Raw genomic sequence first — 18,388 nt, 5'->3', positions numbered from 1 at the left:
GGTGAGACAAATTAGGTACATTCGAATAAAATTGTAACAATTAAGCAAAAACGAATGAACAATATTATAGAATTTCCGTCAGCAAGCGAGTACCCCAGTTATGCAGAGATGTATATGAAATGGGTTAAAAAAGATGGTAACCTTATTAAGCAATTAGAGGATAGTTTACAAAAAACAAAAAAATTAATAAGCACGTTACCTGAAGACACATTAAATTTCAGGTACAAAAAGAATAAGTGGTCTATAAAAGAAATCCTGGTTCATATTATAGATGATGAAAGAATTTATGCCTACCGCGCTCTAGCCTTTGCCAGAAACGATAAAACTAATTTACCAGGGTTTGAACAGGATAATTATATCAACAATGCTTATGCTTCGGAAAGGTCTATAGATAATATCATGGAAGAATATGAAGCTATTAGAAAGTCTACTATTGCATTATACGATGGTTTTTCAAACAAAGTCCTAACCAGACAAGGTATTGCTAATGGTAACCTGGCAAGTGTACGAGCTTTGGGGTACCATATTCTCGGGCACGAATTACATCATATAAACGTAATTGAAGCATTGTATTTAAAGGCGTTTAAATAGTTAAAAGTTGTCTTAAATAATTTTTTATCCATTAGATTTAGGCAAACACATAACGGATATATATACCGATACGCATATACAATTGTTGTGCTTAATTTAATACCCGAATATGACAATAAAAAAAATCTTAATAAGCTTACTATTCATTTCAACATTAGGTTTTGGTCAAAACTTGACAAAGGAAAAGGCTTTAGAGGACTTGAACGAATTTAAAATCTTGTTAAAAAAGCAATCTTCATATTATCAAGTATCAAAAATAAATTTTGAAAATCAGTTCAATGAAATTGAAATAAAAATAAATCAAAAAGATTCTATCCCAATATACTTTTTAGCGTTTGAACTAGAAAAAATTATCTCAAATATAATCGATAGACACGCAAACATTAGAATGGAAAACTTTGAAGAAGATGATTATGAATTGTATGATTTATATTTTCCTTTTACAGTTTCTTCTTTAGGAGACAAAGTTGTCGCTCTCAATTATAATAAAACCAAAAAGCAATATGAGTACTTTTCTCAAAAGTATCCATTCATAAAAAGAATAAATAAAGTTAACATTAAAGAATTTTTAGATAAAAATGCCCATCGAAGAAAACTATCTCCCAATAGTGCAAAACTGACTGATGGATTAAGAGACTTAAGAGATATTGGTGAGCTTTATTTCAAACAAGGAAATACAACCATGAAGGATGTAGAAATAACTTTAACAAATGGTAGAGAAGATAAAGAGTTGGTTTTACCTTTAAGCAACAAAAAGAATTGGTATTTTGAGATTGGTTCTACGGCCTATAACAGAGATTATAGAAACTTTGATCGTGATAAAGATTTTGATTTGACCAAATTAGATAAATGGTTGACTGATTCAATAGCATATCTCGCTATTCCTTCAATGTTGGATTATGACGAAAATCCAAATCTTGAACATTACTTGAAATCAACAATTGAAAAATACAGGAACTCAAAAGCATTGATACTTGATATTCGTGGAAATGGTGGAGGAACAAGGGAAATACTTAATACATTGTCAGGTTATTTTGTGCAACCTGAACAATCGCCTTGGGTTGCAAATGTAGCTTATGTAAGAAGTGACCAATTCTTAGATGAAGATATCTCTTCTATGCGTTCAAGATTTCTCTATAACTATAACTCAGAATTTTTAACTGATAAGGATAGAAAAACAATAGATAAATTTAATAAGAAATTTGAAACAGAATTTAAAGTTGATGCGAACAAATTTAGTGAACCATATTATATGGTTTTGCATAGCAATCAACATCCTGTAGAGTGTCTTATTTATATTTTAATAAATGACCAGTGTTTCAGTGCTGCTTCCGTATTTACTTCTGCGTTTAAAGGTTTAGATAATATAAAAATAGTTGGAGTAACCACAAATGGCTCAAGCGGTAGGTCAAAAATATTTTACCTCAAAAATTCTAATATTCGTGTCAAATTATCGACAATGCTTTCTTTTCAAAGAAATGGAAAAACACTTGATGGGAATGGAACTAAACCAGACATTATTATAGAACGAGATGAGAATCAACTGCTGAGAAAAAATGATTCGCAATTAGAAAAGTTAATTGAACTAATAAAAAACTAAACACGTGTATAGTTCATAGTGTTTAAAGATGGTTCAGGAAATTCTGCCGAATTTCCGCACTCTTCGTTCTTTTTTGCTAACTTACCTCCTAACACTACAAACCATACGCATACAAGTTATGTGCAATAGTTACTATGAAATCAAACAGTAAAAATTATAAGATTTGGTTCTATTCAGAAAGGTCATTGGACGATCTTGCTGAAATATTTTTTAAGAAAGGATTAATAGGAGAATTTGAATGTGACTATGAGAATGTTTACGAATGGATAGAAGCAAAATCAACCAACTCTTCAGTAGAATTTAATATTTCAAGAAAACATTCATATTTACAAGACTTTGAAGAAGGTAGTGAAAATCAACTTAAATCGAATCTCGAAGAACCAATTACGCTAATGTTGATGTATGATGACACCGAACCTTCTGACATTGAAATCGAAACGATAGCAAATCAAATCAATCTTATTTTAACAACTTCTGTTTACTTAGGAATGGTTAATTATTTAGGAGGAGATGATTATGAGTATTTAAAAATAAAGGAAATCACTTAAAATAAGTCCTAAAATCACAATTAGCAGCGCCTAACATGATATAAAAATAATTGCTGTTTTAGGCTTAAAAAAGGTAGCCGGTATTTTGCTACGTTTGATTTCCAACGGAAAATCTTCGAACACAAAACCGCAACTATTCTTATATAACCGTTGTGTGCTATTAAAGAAATGAATATAGAGTTAATCAATAAAAACAGTAAACTGTTAGAAAAAGGAATTCAAGAACTTAACACAACAAATCAAAACTTCAGATTTGTTATTTGAGCACCGAAAAGGATCATTTATACCGTATGATATGACAAAAATCATAGTTTTAGGATGAATTCACATCTAATTTAGCATTATGCTTTATCACATACAGTTTTTAAGAAAATAATAACCATATAGAATTATTATCATGGACTAAGTGTATCTGAGCATCTCTGTTCTCAATCTATCAGATCCAGCCGCCATAACTGTAACTATTGATATATTGGCGCATTTCTGATGATAACATCATTGAGAGCCAGGACATTTCAGTTGTCCATAATACAAAAATAAAGGTTCAAAACAGTCAATGAGAATAGTCATCTTCATACTTCTATTAAACCTAAGCAACTATACTTTTGCCCAACTCCGAGAGGGTTTTGAGCCTTCTGAAGCCAAATCGCTAATTGCTGTGTGTAACAGTTATACTTTTCAGAAACTATACGGTTCCGATTCCTTGATCGTACCTAAAGAATTTCGAAAGGTTTTTACTTCTGAGGTAATAGGCATGGACAACGTTTTTCAGGTGTATGAAAGTGATAACTTAGGAGTCATCAGTTTTAGAGGTTCTACAAATAAAACTTCCAGTTGGATAGAGAACTTTTACTCTGCAATGATTCCCGCTAGAGGTGTTATTAAAATAGATTCAGAGAATATTAACTACAAATTTGCAACCAATAAAAAAGCTGCAGTGCATTCTGGCTATGCTTTAACAATAGCACTACTCGCTCCTCAAATTATCGAACAAATTAATAAGCTTAATTCTAAAGGCATTTCTAATATCTTTCTTACTGGATATAGTCAGGGTGGAGCTTTAGCGCACCTAAGCCGTGCCTATTTAGAAAACTTATCAGACGATGGGCAATTCGCCCAAAATGTATATAAAACCTATGCCTTTGGCAACCCCATGTGTGGAAACAAAGAATTTGCCGATGAGTACAATTTTAAATACAGTGATAACAATATGAGTTACAGTATTATCAATCCGGACGATTTGGTGCCAAAATTGCCCATGAATTACCAGGAAGAAAAGAATGCATATGGTCATTTATTTTACAAAGCCTGGGAGAATTTATTAATACAGGGAGATGTTCCAAAAATAAAAAATTTGATTATTCCGGTACTTGAACCACTCTTAACAACGTATATCAATCAAAGCAATCTACTAATCGAAAGAATAATATCCATTTCTTATGCTTCAATTGAAATGCCGGCATACGTGAAAGATATAAATTATTTTCAAACCGGAACGATTCAACAATTAGAGCCTTTTTCAATTTCTGAAGTTCAAACTAACACAAAGAAAATGACTAGAAAGGAGAAAAAGAAAATGAAAAGTGATAAGGACTGGAATGACAACAAACAAAAACAATCTATCTCTCAACATAGCCCTTATAATTATTATATAGCTATTCTTAAGAAATATTACTCAGAGGAATACAAAGAACTGGACTTACTTCATTTGCCTGAAAATTAGGAGTAATACAAGGCAATAAATTATTTTTTGATATCATTTTTATGAATCCCCAGAATCAAAGAACTAAAAGGAAATTGAACAGCTTAAAAACTTGGAGATGCACCATTAAACTTACCTAATGCATCGATAGATATTACTATTAGAAATGTAACCGAAATTGATAATAAAAAACTCTCAGATTCTACGGTTAAACTACGATTGAGTTATGAGGTTATTTCTAAACGTGGTGGTACTTTGATACGATTTCTGCTATTCTTAAAACAAAAATGATTATGGCAAATGATTAAATGGTTATAACTACAAGTTCGTTTTTAAAGGTTATTAAATCATACTTTACTATTCCTATCAGTTTGAAATAGCTTTAAATAAAGCTTAATAAAAACTTATTCAGAGCGGTTAACATCCATTAAGATACAAACATTCAATAGTGTGAAAAAATACACACACTGTAAATTCTTTGAAAACCAAAGCATTATATTTGTAAGAAAAATAAACTAGATTTGTTTAGCATTAGATATAAAAATTAAAATGATCTCATATAAAGCCGTTGGGCGCAATTAGAAAAAACTGAATGTACACATTAGAAGAAGTTAAAATAGCATATTATAAGTTAAAGAATTACGTCTATTACGATAATACTGAACTCCTTTTACGAGAAAAACTAATTGAATTCGAAACAGATACCAAAAAAGATGATTCAAATTTATTTAGTTGGATTATATCAAAACCTTATTCTAGTTCGAATGACTTCAAGAATATTTTTGATACCAAACAAAATACTATTGAACAAAATTTGGAAATAAAATTCGCAAAATTGTTAGACGAAATAAATTCTAATAATTTAAAAAGTGAATATTTCTATTATTTATTTAGTCAAATAAGAGTAGATTTTTTTCCTAAAAAAATAAAATCTACAGAAAACCCTTTAGACAAAAATTTCATTTCTAATGTTAAATGCAAAGAGAATTACGAAGTTGAAAAAGTAAATCCTTTCATTAACGCTCCGTTAGAATTTCATATTATTTCAATAATGTGGATTATAAGGAGTGGGTACAAATTTGATGCAGAACTATTAGACCAATGTAAAGGAAATAGATTACTCTTAAATAAAGAGCGAACTGATTTAATTCAAAACTCATCGCTTTTCAAACCATATTACTCTCAATATCAATCTTGGAGAGATGATTCAGTTTCAGTTGCTCAAGAGTTATTGAAAAACAAAAAAAATGCATTGTTCATTAATCTTGACATAAAAAACTATTTTAATTCTACCAATTTAAATTTTGACAAATACTTTCCAAAGGACGATTTTGTAAATAATATTTTAAGAATGTTACATAAAATTTATACACATAAAATAATTTCTGAATATGATATAATTGATAAAAAAAATAATAACCTCAATGAAAGTTTTTTACTTCCTATTGGTTTACTTTCATCTTATATAATTGCAAATCACTACTTAAACGATTTAGACAAAATTATCATTAAAAAAATCAAGCCTGCATATTATGGCCGATATGTAGATGATATTCTAATTGTCATTTCTGACCCTAAAGAATCTATTGAACAAATTGAAAAATATAATGGGTATAAAATCAACCACATTAATTACTTAAAAACAGAAAACAAAGAAGAACAAAATTTAGAAAAAATTAAGCTTTCTAAAATTGAAAAATATATAATTGAAAATCTTGACCCAATTTTTCAAATTATAGTTAATGGTAAAGAACGAAAAATTAAAATCGACCAATATGAAAACTTATATTGTCAGCAGGAAAAAACTTTAATGTATTATTTTGACTTTAATGAATCTGACATCGTAATTGATAAGTTGAAACAAGAGTTAAATTATAGGTCAAGTGAATTTAAAGACCTTCCTGATAATAATGAAAATTTAGGCGAATTTGATAAAAATGCACTCTATTTAAATTATACTGATTCTGATGGAAAAATAAGAACATTAAAAGACTATAAAGAGAATCGATTTGGTTTAACGGTTTACCTAACCAATAAAATTTTAGGTGCGTCTAAACACAAAAAAAGTGTTTCAGATAGTGAAATTAACAGTTTTCTAAAAATTTTCAATGGTCAAAACACAATTGAATTTTATAAACTTTGGGAAAAGATTTTTACATATTTATTAGTAAACGATAAACCGTCAGAATATATAGATTTTTATTTCCAATGTATCCAAGAAATCAATAAAATTCAATTCAAAAACACCAAAATTAAATCTAATCGTGTAAAAAATACATTGATTAATTATTTAGATAGTGCACACGAATTAGCACTTTCCTTGAATTTAAATTTCATAGACAGTGATACAGAAATAAAAAGAAGTTTTGAATTTAAAAGTAACTCAATAGAATCTAATTTAATTGAGTTTTTCTTCAATAGAATAACTAGAAGTAATTCAATCTGGGCTTTACGTTACAGAAAGTCTAATATGATGAGACATCAATATATTTCTATTCCTTTATTGAACTATACAAAAGAAAGTTACGATGGTAAGATTAGTTTAATAAATTATAATGTCAATTTAGAAAAATACAATATTGATGAAGATTTATTGAAAAACTCTCCAAGATCAGTAAAATTTTGGGAATACACTATTTCTAAATTAATAACTGATATCAATTGTCAAGAATATAAAAAAGAAAATTCTAAAATATCTATTTGTGATTTCACATCAGAAAATGAAAATCATTTTTTAGACCAATCTTTTGAACGTTTTAAAATAGCAAATAGAAATCATAAACCAAATTATTTGTTTGAAGACAAAATTGACAATTATAGAGATAAATTTTATAAAATCGGAGATACAAATAATAACTTGACTAACATATCTGTAAACTCTAAAAAACAAGATAAATTACTTAAACCAAAAATATCTGTTGCAAATACAAAAGTTAATAGTAAAAATGTTTTAGATGGATTAAGACAGAAAACTAACGTCACCAATTTAAGATATCAAAATCTAGTTGATTTTCTAAAATCTACTAGAAAGAACAAATCTGATATAGTAATATTTCCAGAATACTTCATTCCTTTAGAGTTATTGTCTAGTCTAGTACGATATTCTGTGAAAAATGAAAGTTTGGTGATTTCAGGCTTGGAACACATAACTATTAATAACAGAGCTTATAATTTTGTAGCCACAATTTTACCTGTTAATATAAATGGATATAAAGATGCTACTATTGTTTTCAGGTTAAAAAATCATTATGCTCCAATCGAAGAAGAATTAATCATTGGGAATCATATTCAAATTCCAAACCCAAAAGTTCAGAGATATCATATATTCAATTGGAAAAACATCTATTTTTCTGTATTTTATTGTTTTGAACTTACAAACATCCTGCATAGAAGCCTCTTGAAAGCTAAAATAGATTTATTGGTTGCTGTTGAATATAACAAAGACGTCAATTACTTTTCTAACTTGGTAGAATCTGTATCCCGTGATTTACATTGTTACGTTGCACAAGTGAATTCAAGCGATTATGGAGATACTAGAATTACCCAACCAACAAAAACTTACAATAAAGATATTATTAAAGTCAAAGGAGGAGAAAACAATGTAACCCTAACTGGAACAATAGAAATTGACAAATTAAGAGAATTTCAAAGAAAAAAATATAATATAACAAAAAATGACAAGTCTTTTAAAGCCTTACCTCCTGATTTTGACATTGAGGAAGTATTGAAAAGAATTAATAATAAATAACTTCACCCAACATCTGAAAACCCTTGTTAATTTTCAGCTTGGTGTGTACTTGCAAAGTTAACTGCTAACTCACGCTACTACTTATATCCAATACGTTAACGAACACCTAATAAATCACCTCCAAAAGCTCCGGCATCCTCCTATTAAACGTCTTAGTAGCTTCTTTGTTTAGCACATTATATAATCATGAGGTAAACCCAAACACACCAAAACCATCGCCTTTTGCTTCACAAACCCTAGTTATCTATCTGATGTACACAAACATATAAAAATGCTTTAAAATCGCAACCACTCATTTTGTAAGAAAATTTACCTAAATTTGTTTAATATAAAGCAATCCGTTTGAAACTTCCTGAACTAAATTAAGGATATATGTTTCAGTGTTGAAACGATCTCATATTAAGTTGTTAGGCACTGGGAGCTAAATTTCGAACATTTTTTCAAACGTTACTTAAGGTTAAAATAAATAATAAGGCATGAAAAAAGCACTGTTTCTAATTCTTATAGTTTTACCAGCATTGGCTATTTCTCAAAACTTAACTAATACAAGCATATTAAATGTTACTAAAACATGGTCTCAGCAACCAAGTGGCTACACATATCCAATAAGCATAAAAGTGCCAACAGGAACTGTACCCCCAAATGGATTTCCTGTCTGTATAATACTTCATGGTAATGGAGGGAATGCTATGGGCTCGATTACTCAATTTTCGAGTGTTTTAGAATGCCATGTCCTTATTGGTGTAACAGGATATCAAAATAGTTGGAATATTTGCGAAGAAAATAGCGATGCACCAGATGTTGAAATGATAGATGATCTTGTAACGCTTGTACAAGGCTATTCTAATATTAATCCCAATCAAATTAGAATTTTAGGCTCTTCAAATGGAGCATCTCTGGCAAATAGAATATTTGTAGAGAATACCAATACAGGAATAGATATCGTCTGCGCCATCGTTTCTCACCTAAACGAGTCGTTATATCGTTCTGGTAATTTTTACAAGCCAAGTTCTTCTACTAATCCTTCTAGTGCGTACTGTGGTTACGACGTTTCAACAAATCCTTTAACTACAAGAAGGTATTTAAGTATTTCCAATACTAATGATCCAATAATTCCTTATAATGGAGGTACATCACCTGTTGGAGTTGATTTTTTACCTGCTGAAGAAGCAGCGTATATTATAGCCCAAAATCAAGGATATACAGGTACTCAAATAGCATCAGGGACATCTTCTGGCAATCCAGAGATTACTGAATTCTCTTATCTATCTGGCAAGGTAGCACATATCCGAGGGGATGCAGCACATGCAACTAATGATACTCAAAAAAGTTACATTAAAGATTTCTTTTCAGATTGCACACCAATTTTAGGACTGAATGCCCCCAAACCTGATAAGACTAAAATATATCCGAATCCAACCAATGCCATAGTTCGTGTTGAAAGAACGACACATCACACGATGCCATATTCGGTTTTAAATATTCTAGGGCAGAATGTTATAACTGGAATAGGTACATCTAAAACAATAAATATCAATCTAACGGACTTACCTACTAATATCTATTTTTTGAAAATTGATAATCAAACAATTAAAATTATTAAACACTAATAAAAGTGACTAAAAGAGGCTAAGTAAGCATAACTAAGAGGGCATTTGAGTAGAACATGCACTTTTACAAGTAATTTTTCTGGTGAGAAAATTTACAATTTGAAAACCATACGTGTATTTGTCAATAACATTAAACGAACAACAGTCGCCAAAAAACATCACAACATTTTTAAAAGGTCAGACATACTTCTAAATACTTTAGTAGCCTCACTTTTCAACTCATTATGATAATCATGTGCGGTAAACCCAAACACATCAAAACCTCCACGTTTTGCTGCATGAACTCCAGACAAGCTATCTTCTACCACCACACATTCGCTTGGTTTAAAACCCATAGTTTCTGCTGCCCATAAAAACACAGCAGGATCTGGTTTCCATTTTCCAATGGTGTAGCAGCTAAAAATATTATTTTCAAAAAATGGTAATAGTCCAGTGATTCCTAAATTAAGTCTGATTTTATTTTCTGGACCACTGGATGCGGTACAAAAAGGCAGTTTTAAGTTTTCAACCACTTCTTTTATACCCTCAATAGGTTGGATATCTTTTTTAAAAGCTTCGAAGCTTTTTACTCTGTAATCTTCTTCAAAAGTCTCTGGCACAGGTGCTCCAATGCGTTCTGAAATCATTTCAATACAGGTACCGAAAGACTTCCCTTTAAATTGGGCAACAGCACCTTCTTTTTCAATATTGGCTCCTAAATCGTTTGCCATATCTACCATAGTACCAACGGCTATGGATTCACTATCGATTAAAACACCATCACAATCGAAAATAACGCACTTATATTTACTCATTTGTCAATAATAAACTTAATACTCCACAATCTCAAACTCACTACGCCTGTTCAATTGGTGTTCCTCTTCGGTACATTCCAACATCGGACATGGTACAATGGGCTCCTGTTCTCCAAAACCTTGAAACTTCATTCTACGGGCATTTATATAACCTTCTAAGGCTAAGTAATTCCTGGTAGATTCTGCACGTCGTTCAGATAATATCTGGTTGTAACGCACCGTTCCTCTACTATCGGTATGAGAACTTATCTTTAAATGGATTTTAGGGTAACGCTCTAATTTAGCTGCCAATTCGTCCAGTATCACTTTAGAATCTGCCCTAATATTCCACATGTCAAAATTAAAATATATCGGTTCTAATTCAAAGAATAACTTACCATCTTTTTCAACTACTGGAGGACCTTCGGTATCGGTGAGTAAAGCAAAACGTTCGGGGTCTTCTTCCTTAAGTTTTTTATCAATTTTCTTTTCTGTAATAATAACATCTATAGGGTCTGGCGGCTCCGGAGGTGGTATTTTGCTTAAATACAATATATGCTTTTGGTCTTGCTCCTCAATGGCTCTAATATTCATATCGTTTGGTCGATACGCTTCATGTTCTGCTTTAAACAGATAGTTTCCTGCCAATAAATTCATATTGAATGCCGCCAAAGAATCTAGGGTATTTGTGTATAGCTCTTTGTCGTTTTTATCTAGTAGTACCACTTTGGCATTAGGGATATAGGCTTTGGTTTCCAAATCCCTTACTTCAAACATGTTGATATACTCCCTGATAAAAATCTCCCCGGTTTGGGTAAACATAAAAATGTCGTCGTTCTTTTTATTTCTATTGGAAGAAAAGAAGCCTTGCTTTTCGTTGTAGTAATTTAAATTAAAATCGTCGTATCTGGAATTTACGGGCATTCCTAAATTTATTGGAATTGTAAACTTGCCATCAACCAACTCAGACACAAAATTGTCCAGCATACCCAAACCTAAATGTCCGTTAGAAGCAAAAAACAGGTTTCCTTCTTGCGAAATAAAAGGAAAATGCTCTCTGTTTGCGGTATTGATGGTAGCTCCTAAATTAACGGGATCGCCAAATACGCCATCTACTGCAATAGGGACATAATATAAATCGAAGCTTCCAAAACCACCCTCCATATTTGATGAGAAATAGAGTTTTTTACCATCGGGGCTTAGCGCCGGGTGCTGATATGAAAATCCGTTTTTGTTAAATGACAACTTTTCCAACTTACTCCACTTACCTTCTACCCGGTTTGCTTTATAGAGATGAATGTCGTTTACAGACTGATCGTTAAACTCTTTTTTACCATCGGTATAATTGCTTCTAGACACGTATATCGTATTTCCATCGTCACTAAAACAGAAATTGCCTTCGTGTAACTTCGAGTTTATGGTTTTTGGTAAAGCTATGGTACTCCCTATCGTATCGTTTTTATCATTTACTTTGGTAACATAAATATCCAAAAAAGGTTGATGCGTCCACTTATAAGTTTTTCCAAATATTTTTTTAGTATCCCTATCTGAAGTAAAGTAAACACTGTCATTATGTTTCACCGCTCCAAAATCGGATGCATCTGAGTTAAACCGTGTTTTTTTTATGTCATAATCAGGGTTTTTAAGCTTAAACTCCTCTATAATTTCTATAGACTCTGGTTTATTTAATGATGCCGATGCATTTTCCTTATATTTTTTAAAATAGTCTAAGCCTGTTTCGTAATCGCCTAAAGCGGATAGTACCTGATATAGCTTAAAATTATACTCATTATTATAGGTTTTATCTTTTTCTCCAAACCTCCCTTTAACTAATTGCTTTAAATAGCGTGATGCCAACCTATATTGAAAGGTGTTATAATAGCAAGTCGCTATATTCTCTAAAGCTTTTTTGTGTCGTTCTTTTTTTAGTTCTTCTTCATAATATATAGCCGCATTGATATAATCTCCTTTTTCAAAAAAACGATCGGCTCTTGTTCTTTTTTGTCCAAATGATCCCTGTATAACAAACAGGGTAATTACAATAAAGGTTATTTTCTTAATCATATCAATAAAATCTTGGCGATGCATATTTTTTACTCAATCCTAACACATCAAACTTATAGAGCAATACAAATTCATGGCTTCCGCTGTTATAATTATTTAACTTACTGGTATTAAAATCGTAAGCATATCCTACTTTAAGATTGGGTGTTATATTAACGCCAACCAATCCCGATGTTGCATCTTGATATCGATATGAAACACCCAACTCAAAAGTATTAAGGTATAGGGCATTTGCAGAAATATCGAAAGACAAAGGTGATCCTCCTACGTATTTTATTACTGTAGATGGTTTTAACTTAAGATCATCATTAATATCAAACACATAACCTCCTATTAAAAAAGCATGTGGATTATCGTTATATACAATATTACTATTTACGTTTAGATCACTGGGAACCAAGTTAGGGGAAGACAACCCTACATAATAGTTATGCTTGAAAAGAAATACACCGGCACCAACATTCAATACGGTCTTTTTTGTATTCTCAAACAATGGATCATTACTCACATTACTCCCCAAAGCACTAAAGTTTAAATGATCGATCCCCATTTTCAAACCAAAAGAAAGGTTTAAATCGTTAGCGAGACTTATTTTATATGCGGCATCTATATTAAATACATTTTCGCTTAAATTTATGTTTCCTCCAATATTATCGTTTAAATAGTTTACAGTTAATTCAATACGATCATTTAATGGTATATGTCCGAATACGTTAGCAGTTTTTGGAGAACCTTCTATACCAACCCATTGTGTACGATACAAACTTCCTACTTGAACAATACTTGGTTCGTTAATCATATACCCGGGATTCACCATACTCATATTATACATGTATTGGGTATAATGGGGTTCTTGTTGTGAGAATGCCGACAGACTACATATGATGAATAGTAATACTAATTTTATATTCATGCTGTTATTATCTACTTAAATAAAAATTGCCTTGTATTGGTTCTGTGAAACCATTTTTAGGATCGAACACATAAAAATAAACACCAGATGGTAACTCTTTACCCAGTGTTAAAGATACATTTGACACCCCATTAAATGGTGGCGTATTTTTATCGCCTTTGTAAACGGTTGTTCCAAATCTGTTGAAAATATTTAATTCGAAATTTGGAAAAGCATTAGGTAGACCACATAGATCGAATTCGTCATTCATTCCATCTCCATTGACTGAGATCCCATCTTTAAAACAACTCTCGCAATCTTTATGATCTAGAGGTAAAATTTCTACTGTTATTCCTATCCTTGGAGATTCGCATCCATCTGAATTTACTGCTGCAACAAAATAATCTTCTCCATCAACTAAAACAGTTCCCATTAACAGCGGTGTTGTATCATCAATATTATCATACCAATTAAAATCTGCTCCATTAGTGGCAACGAGATCTAAAATTGTTGCTCCTAATGCAGCACAAAATGTTTGATTTGTTGCTGTAGGAATTGGTACTTCTACTATGGTTATTCCAATTTGGGATGTTTCCAAATGACAGGAAGCATGACCTTGAATTTCATATTGAAAATTATATATTCCTGCTGGTAATTGAGAAACATCCAGCAAGCTATCGGATAATAAGTCGCCAGTATCTAAATTTCTAAAAACGCCTCCAGAATCTGCCGAAGCCCCTAAATAATCTTTTAAATCTATTTCTGAATCGGATCGGCACACTAAATAATCACCTCCCGTTCCCGCATTTGGAGCTTGATGATTTTTAATTGTTATAGTAGCCGAGCTTCCAGAACATAAAATTGTTCCTGAACTATTAACATTATCTGGAACAGTATAAGTATAATCACCTTCGTCTGAAACTCCTGGTGTAAATATGGCATTATGAGTTGTAGTGGTATATCCGCTTGGTCCTATCCATGTACCATTAGTGCTAGGATTACCGGCTAGCTCGTCGAACAAATCAAAGGGTACATTATTATCGCATACATCTCTATTTGGCAACCCTGTTCCCGATTGGTATTCTTCAAATACTGTAAAAGATAATGTGGCTCTATCTTCACAACCTTCACTGGTTCTTGTAATATATTCAAATCTAAAGGTCCGCTGATCGCTAATTTCTGGTAAAGTATATGGGTTTGGTATGCGATTTCCTGTATTTAAATCGAACCACGCTCCATCAACCCCTCTATAAATAGTTTCAACACCATTATCGTCTAATAAATCGATTAGCTGTATACCTGACGGATTCGCCATAAGAGGATTTGTTTCACAAAATTCTGCTCCCGATGTGTTTTCACCTGCATAAAGTTTAGGATATATTGTAAATCTTACCTGTTCTGATTTTTGGCCACATGGCAGATTATCATCTATCGTTTTATCACAATAATCTGGCGTATAATCATACGCTTGAAAAAAATCCGGCCAACAATTATATTCAGGATGAACTATATATTGAAAAACATAATCGCCAGGAGGAGCATTTACTAAATTAATAGTTCCTAAATGAGAATATCCAATTGGAGGAGCTCGAAGATTCGTATTGGATACAAGACCTAAATCTGAAGGACCAGAAATAAATTCCCAATTCGTCCAAGCATCGTTGTCATATTCAAATAAAACGTCTAACCCTGTTGAAGGATCGACTTCGGTTTCAAATTCAAGTAGATCATATAAATCTATACTAGCTGGTTGTGTTGTATCATCCTCGCAGTACGATGGCGGATTTGCTTTTGCTGTAAACTGCCTTATTTCTTCATAAATCTTAAAACCAACTGTAGATGTTGTGTCTTCACAAACTCCCGAACGTTGTTTTACCCTGTAATTATAGCCTGCTCTTGCGCATCCAAACCTAATACCGTCTCTAGCTATAATTTGGTCATAAATATCTTTAATATTTATTCTGGAATCTATGGGGTTAGTTACTTGACCAAAAGTATCCCCTATCCAGGTACCATCTGTATCTTCCAGTGCTAAAAATTCATCATCTCTTAAATCTATATCTGCATCATATGCCCCACTTTTAATAACATCCTCACAAATACGTCTGTTTTTTGAATATCCAGAAAAAACTTTTCTTACAACAGAAACACTAACATCTGTTTGATCTTCAACGTCGCAAGGATTCATACCCGGAACTATATAAGTAAAATGAAACGTTTGCTCATCAACCCGAGATGGTCCTTCTGAATATGGAATGGTAACTGTTAAATATGAACCATTTAAGTTAACAAAACCAGAACCACCTCCATTGTACACCCATCTGCCATTAAGATGCGGACTCGGAATAGGCTCTAAAGCGTTAAAAAGATCTATATCTGGTTCTAAATTACATCTATTTCTTGGTGTAGAGTTTAAGTCGCAAACTTGTATATTTGCTCCAGTAGTCCCAGCGCCTTTGGCATAACCAGAAAAAGGTCCCACCACCACATTAAACCTTATAAGAATATCATTAGGACATCCTGATGAAGCATTTAAAAAGTGAAATTGATGATTTGTTTCTGCTAGTGAAGATCTGTCCAAATCCCACAAGTGCAAGTTGCCTACTCCATCTAATGCAAAATTGAAATTAGGATCGAACCAAGTTCCCATAGTTGCATCTATTGGGGTAACCCCTGGAAAGGCGTTATAACTATCAAACAGGTTAATAATTCCATCTGGATCTGGACTACCCGGACTAGGGTCGCTATCTACAACAGTTATATCACAGATCTCAATTGTTTTTTCGTCGGTAACACATTGTGCTTGAATTTTCGTTAATGAAGACATAACCATAACGAAAATTAGAAATTTAATACTTTTCACTACAAAGTGGGTTTTATTTTTGCAAATCAATTATCCTTGATTTACTGTTTTGATTTTGGGCAAAAGGGTTATTAATAGGTTTTAACACCTCCAAATATATGTATTAACTCACTAAAAATTATAGTCAAAAACTGATAAAACTGTACAAATTTCATCAAGGCAGCTTTAGTCTATGTTTATACTCTTTTAATCTATATTTTAAGGTGTCGAGCTAGACACCTGTAGTATTTTTCCGTTATAATATTTATTACCATTTAGGGAAAAATCGAAAATATATTGTGCCATTTCCAATGCGGTAGTGGGAGCTTGGTATCCTGGGAAAGCTTCTTCCAACATTTCGGTTTGCACAGCTCCTAAGGCTAGCACATTAAACGATGGGCCTGTTTCTTTATATTCTTCTGCTAGTAGTTCGGTTAAAGTAATAACCGCGCCTTTACTAGAACTATAGGCAGCCAATCCCGGGAACTTCATACTACCTTGTACACCTCCCATAGAGCTAATGGTTACCACATGGCTAGTACGTTGCATAAACGGTATGGCTATTCGGGTTAGTTCGGTTACTCCAAAAACATTGGTTTTGTATACGTGTTCAAAATCTTCCATTGATGTTTCAACAAAAGGCTTATTGAGCAACGTTCCTGCATTATGTATTAACACATCTACTTGTTTCCAATTAGAGCCAATAAAGCTTTCTACTTTTTTATAATCGTCTTTTTTACTTAAATCGAATGATAATGCTATTACATTTTTTAACTCGAGCGCTTCAATTGGCTTGCTGTTTCTAGATAGAGCAAGCACATTATAATCTGCCTTAGCAAATAATTGTACCAACTCGAATCCAATCCCTCTACTTGTTCCTGTAATGATTATATTTTTACTCATCGTTTAATTTTATTTCCTTGGTTTCGGCATTTACCATGCCTTCTATAGCTGGAATCATTTTATTCATAAAGGACGTCATGTGTTCAAAATCCATTTTATCGGCTTCGTCGTCTACATGGTGGTAATAATCGAAGTTGGTAAAATCGAATGTGGAAATGGCTTGAGCCGGCACTTTAAACGCATTAAAAAAAGGATAGTTATCCGATCGCATAAACAGATTATACGCTTTAGCCTGTGGTAAAAACCCAACAATAGTATCCTTGGCATAATGGTTAAGTTTTTCCGCCATATTAGATTTTTTATACCCTGTTATATAAGCCATGGTTTCTTGTTTAGCTCTTGGAACACCAACCATTTCGAAATTAATCATGGTATATAAATCAATTCCTTTTTCTTTCAATCGTTTTGCCAAATGACCTGAGCCCTTTAAACCCATTTCTTCTGCTGCATACAATGTAAACAGGATACTTCGTTTATTGCTTTTGGATCTGGAAAAATATTTTGCCCACTCTAAAACGGCCACGGTACCAGAACCATCGTCATTTGCACCGTTGGCTATAGTATCTCCATTAACCGGTTCTGCTGTTCCTATATGATCGTAATGTGCTCCCAGAATAACAAATTCGTTTTTTAATTGTGCATCTTGTCCTTCAATATATCCTACCACATTATACCCAACAATATCCTTAATATAAAAACTATCTCTGTAAGTTTCAAAATAGGGTTGAACGTTATTTTTCTTAAAAAAATCTTCAATAAAAACAGCAGCTTTTTCTATACCTGCACTTCCCGTGTTCCTTCCTTCTAACGCGTCTGAAGCCAAATACTCTAGACTTGATATTACATTTTCTTTTAATACCGGTATTGTCCTACTTTTAGAAGTGGCATCTGCTTTATTGTTTGTTCCATCCGATACTTTATTTTGCGAACCACAGCTTATAAGCATTATGGTTGTTATTATACTTAATAGTTTTTTCATTGTGTGCTTTATTAGTGTTTAAAGATAAAAAACTGCTATTATAATAATGCTATATTGGTCTAATTGTTTTCTTTCTAAAGTTGTATTGGGTTTAATTTGTTAGATTACGCTTATGCTTGTTTTTGAGATAAGCTCT

General features: G+C 32.2%; 12 protein-coding genes. 6 read left to right on the top strand and 6 right to left on the bottom strand.

The window, feature by feature from the left end; translation table 11 throughout:
* The first annotated feature begins 54 nt into the window (after window positions 1–54).
* The 6 genes from C1H87_RS16820 (at window position 55) to C1H87_RS16795 (ending at window position 9,799) form a co-directional block, all read left to right on the top strand.
* Window positions 55–591, top strand: a complete 537-nt coding sequence (locus C1H87_RS16820; protein ID WP_102756929.1) for a DinB family protein — start codon at window positions 55–57, stop codon at window positions 589–591.
* Window positions 592–700: 109 nt separating this feature from the next.
* Window positions 701–2,191 (top strand): S41 family peptidase, encoded by a 1,491-nt coding sequence (locus tag C1H87_RS16815; protein WP_102756928.1) that lies wholly within the window; start codon window positions 701–703, stop codon window positions 2,189–2,191.
* Between the two features lie 134 nt (window positions 2,192–2,325).
* On the top strand, window positions 2,326–2,739 hold the full coding sequence (locus tag C1H87_RS16810; RefSeq protein WP_102756927.1) for a hypothetical protein: 414 nt from the start codon (window positions 2,326–2,328) through the stop codon (window positions 2,737–2,739).
* A gap of 556 nt (window positions 2,740–3,295) precedes the next feature.
* On the top strand, window positions 3,296–4,462 hold the full coding sequence (locus C1H87_RS16805; protein ID WP_102756926.1) for a lipase family protein: 1,167 nt from the start codon (window positions 3,296–3,298) through the stop codon (window positions 4,460–4,462).
* 571 nt (window positions 4,463–5,033) lie between these two features.
* Entirely contained in the window at window positions 5,034–8,189 is a 3,156-nt protein-coding gene (locus C1H87_RS16800) for an RNA-directed DNA polymerase (RefSeq protein ID WP_102756925.1), read from the top strand.
* 476 nt (window positions 8,190–8,665) lie between these two features.
* Entirely contained in the window at window positions 8,666–9,799 is a 1,134-nt protein-coding gene (locus C1H87_RS16795; protein WP_102756924.1) for a T9SS type A sorting domain-containing protein, read from the top strand.
* Window positions 9,800–9,957: 158 nt separating this feature from the next.
* Here the strand turns inward: C1H87_RS16795 and C1H87_RS16790 are convergent, their stop codons facing one another.
* From C1H87_RS16790 to C1H87_RS16765, 6 genes are all read right to left on the bottom strand, one after another.
* Window positions 9,958–10,593, bottom strand: a complete 636-nt coding sequence (locus tag C1H87_RS16790) for an HAD family hydrolase (RefSeq protein ID WP_102756923.1) — start codon at window positions 10,591–10,593, stop codon at window positions 9,958–9,960.
* A gap of 15 nt (window positions 10,594–10,608) precedes the next feature.
* Window positions 10,609–12,636 carry an OmpA family protein gene (locus C1H87_RS16785; RefSeq protein WP_102758308.1) on the bottom strand — a complete coding sequence of 676 codons (2,028 nt, stop codon included), beginning with the start codon at window positions 12,634–12,636 and terminating at the stop codon, window positions 10,609–10,611.
* A 1-nt stretch (window position 12,637) separates the two neighbouring features.
* Window positions 12,638–13,549 carry a PorP/SprF family type IX secretion system membrane protein gene (locus C1H87_RS16780; protein ID WP_102756922.1) on the bottom strand — a complete coding sequence of 304 codons (912 nt, stop codon included), beginning with the start codon at window positions 13,547–13,549 and terminating at the stop codon, window positions 12,638–12,640.
* Between the two features lie 7 nt (window positions 13,550–13,556).
* Window positions 13,557–16,355, bottom strand: a complete 2,799-nt coding sequence (locus C1H87_RS16775) for a gliding motility-associated C-terminal domain-containing protein (RefSeq protein WP_158655260.1) — start codon at window positions 16,353–16,355, stop codon at window positions 13,557–13,559.
* Between the two features lie 234 nt (window positions 16,356–16,589).
* Window positions 16,590–17,273 (bottom strand): SDR family NAD(P)-dependent oxidoreductase, encoded by a 684-nt coding sequence (locus tag C1H87_RS16770; RefSeq protein WP_102756920.1) that lies wholly within the window; start codon window positions 17,271–17,273, stop codon window positions 16,590–16,592.
* On the bottom strand, window positions 17,266–18,252 hold the full coding sequence (locus C1H87_RS16765; protein WP_102756919.1) for a M28 family metallopeptidase: 987 nt from the start codon (window positions 18,250–18,252) through the stop codon (window positions 17,266–17,268). The genes C1H87_RS16770 and C1H87_RS16765 overlap by 8 nt, the downstream gene beginning before the upstream one ends.
* Window positions 18,253–18,388: the final 136 nt, after the last annotated feature.

The organism is Flavivirga eckloniae (assembly GCF_002886045.1).
Classification (GTDB): Bacteria; Bacteroidota; Bacteroidia; order Flavobacteriales; family Flavobacteriaceae; genus Flavivirga; species Flavivirga eckloniae.
Note: the sequence above shows the minus strand (reverse complement) of the source record. Positions and strands in the feature narration are given on the sequence as shown.

Bases quoted from the DNA above. Each gene is read 5' to 3' on its own strand.
- C1H87_RS16820 (WP_102756929.1), top strand. From the start codon at position 55: ATGAACAATATTATAGAATTTCCGTCAGCAAGCGAGTACCCCAGTTAT.
- C1H87_RS16815 (WP_102756928.1), top strand. From the start codon at position 701: ATGACAATAAAAAAAATCTTAATAAGCTTACTATTCATTTCAACATTA.
- C1H87_RS16810 (WP_102756927.1), top strand. From the start codon at position 2,326: ATGAAATCAAACAGTAAAAATTATAAGATTTGGTTCTATTCAGAAAGG.
- C1H87_RS16805 (WP_102756926.1), top strand. From the start codon at position 3,296: ATGAGAATAGTCATCTTCATACTTCTATTAAACCTAAGCAACTATACT.
- C1H87_RS16800 (WP_102756925.1), top strand. From the start codon at position 5,034: ATGTACACATTAGAAGAAGTTAAAATAGCATATTATAAGTTAAAGAAT.
- C1H87_RS16795 (WP_102756924.1), top strand. From the start codon at position 8,666: ATGAAAAAAGCACTGTTTCTAATTCTTATAGTTTTACCAGCATTGGCT.
- C1H87_RS16790 (WP_102756923.1), bottom strand. From the start codon at position 10,593: ATGAGTAAATATAAGTGCGTTATTTTCGATTGTGATGGTGTTTTAATC.
- C1H87_RS16785 (WP_102758308.1), bottom strand. From the start codon at position 12,636: ATGATTAAGAAAATAACCTTTATTGTAATTACCCTGTTTGTTATACAG.
- C1H87_RS16780 (WP_102756922.1), bottom strand. From the start codon at position 13,549: ATGAATATAAAATTAGTATTACTATTCATCATATGTAGTCTGTCGGCA.
- C1H87_RS16775 (WP_158655260.1), bottom strand. From the start codon at position 16,355: ATGTCTTCATTAACGAAAATTCAAGCACAATGTGTTACCGACGAAAAA.
- C1H87_RS16770 (WP_102756920.1), bottom strand. From the start codon at position 17,273: ATGAGTAAAAATATAATCATTACAGGAACAAGTAGAGGGATTGGATTC.
- C1H87_RS16765 (WP_102756919.1), bottom strand. From the start codon at position 18,252: ATGAAAAAACTATTAAGTATAATAACAACCATAATGCTTATAAGCTGT.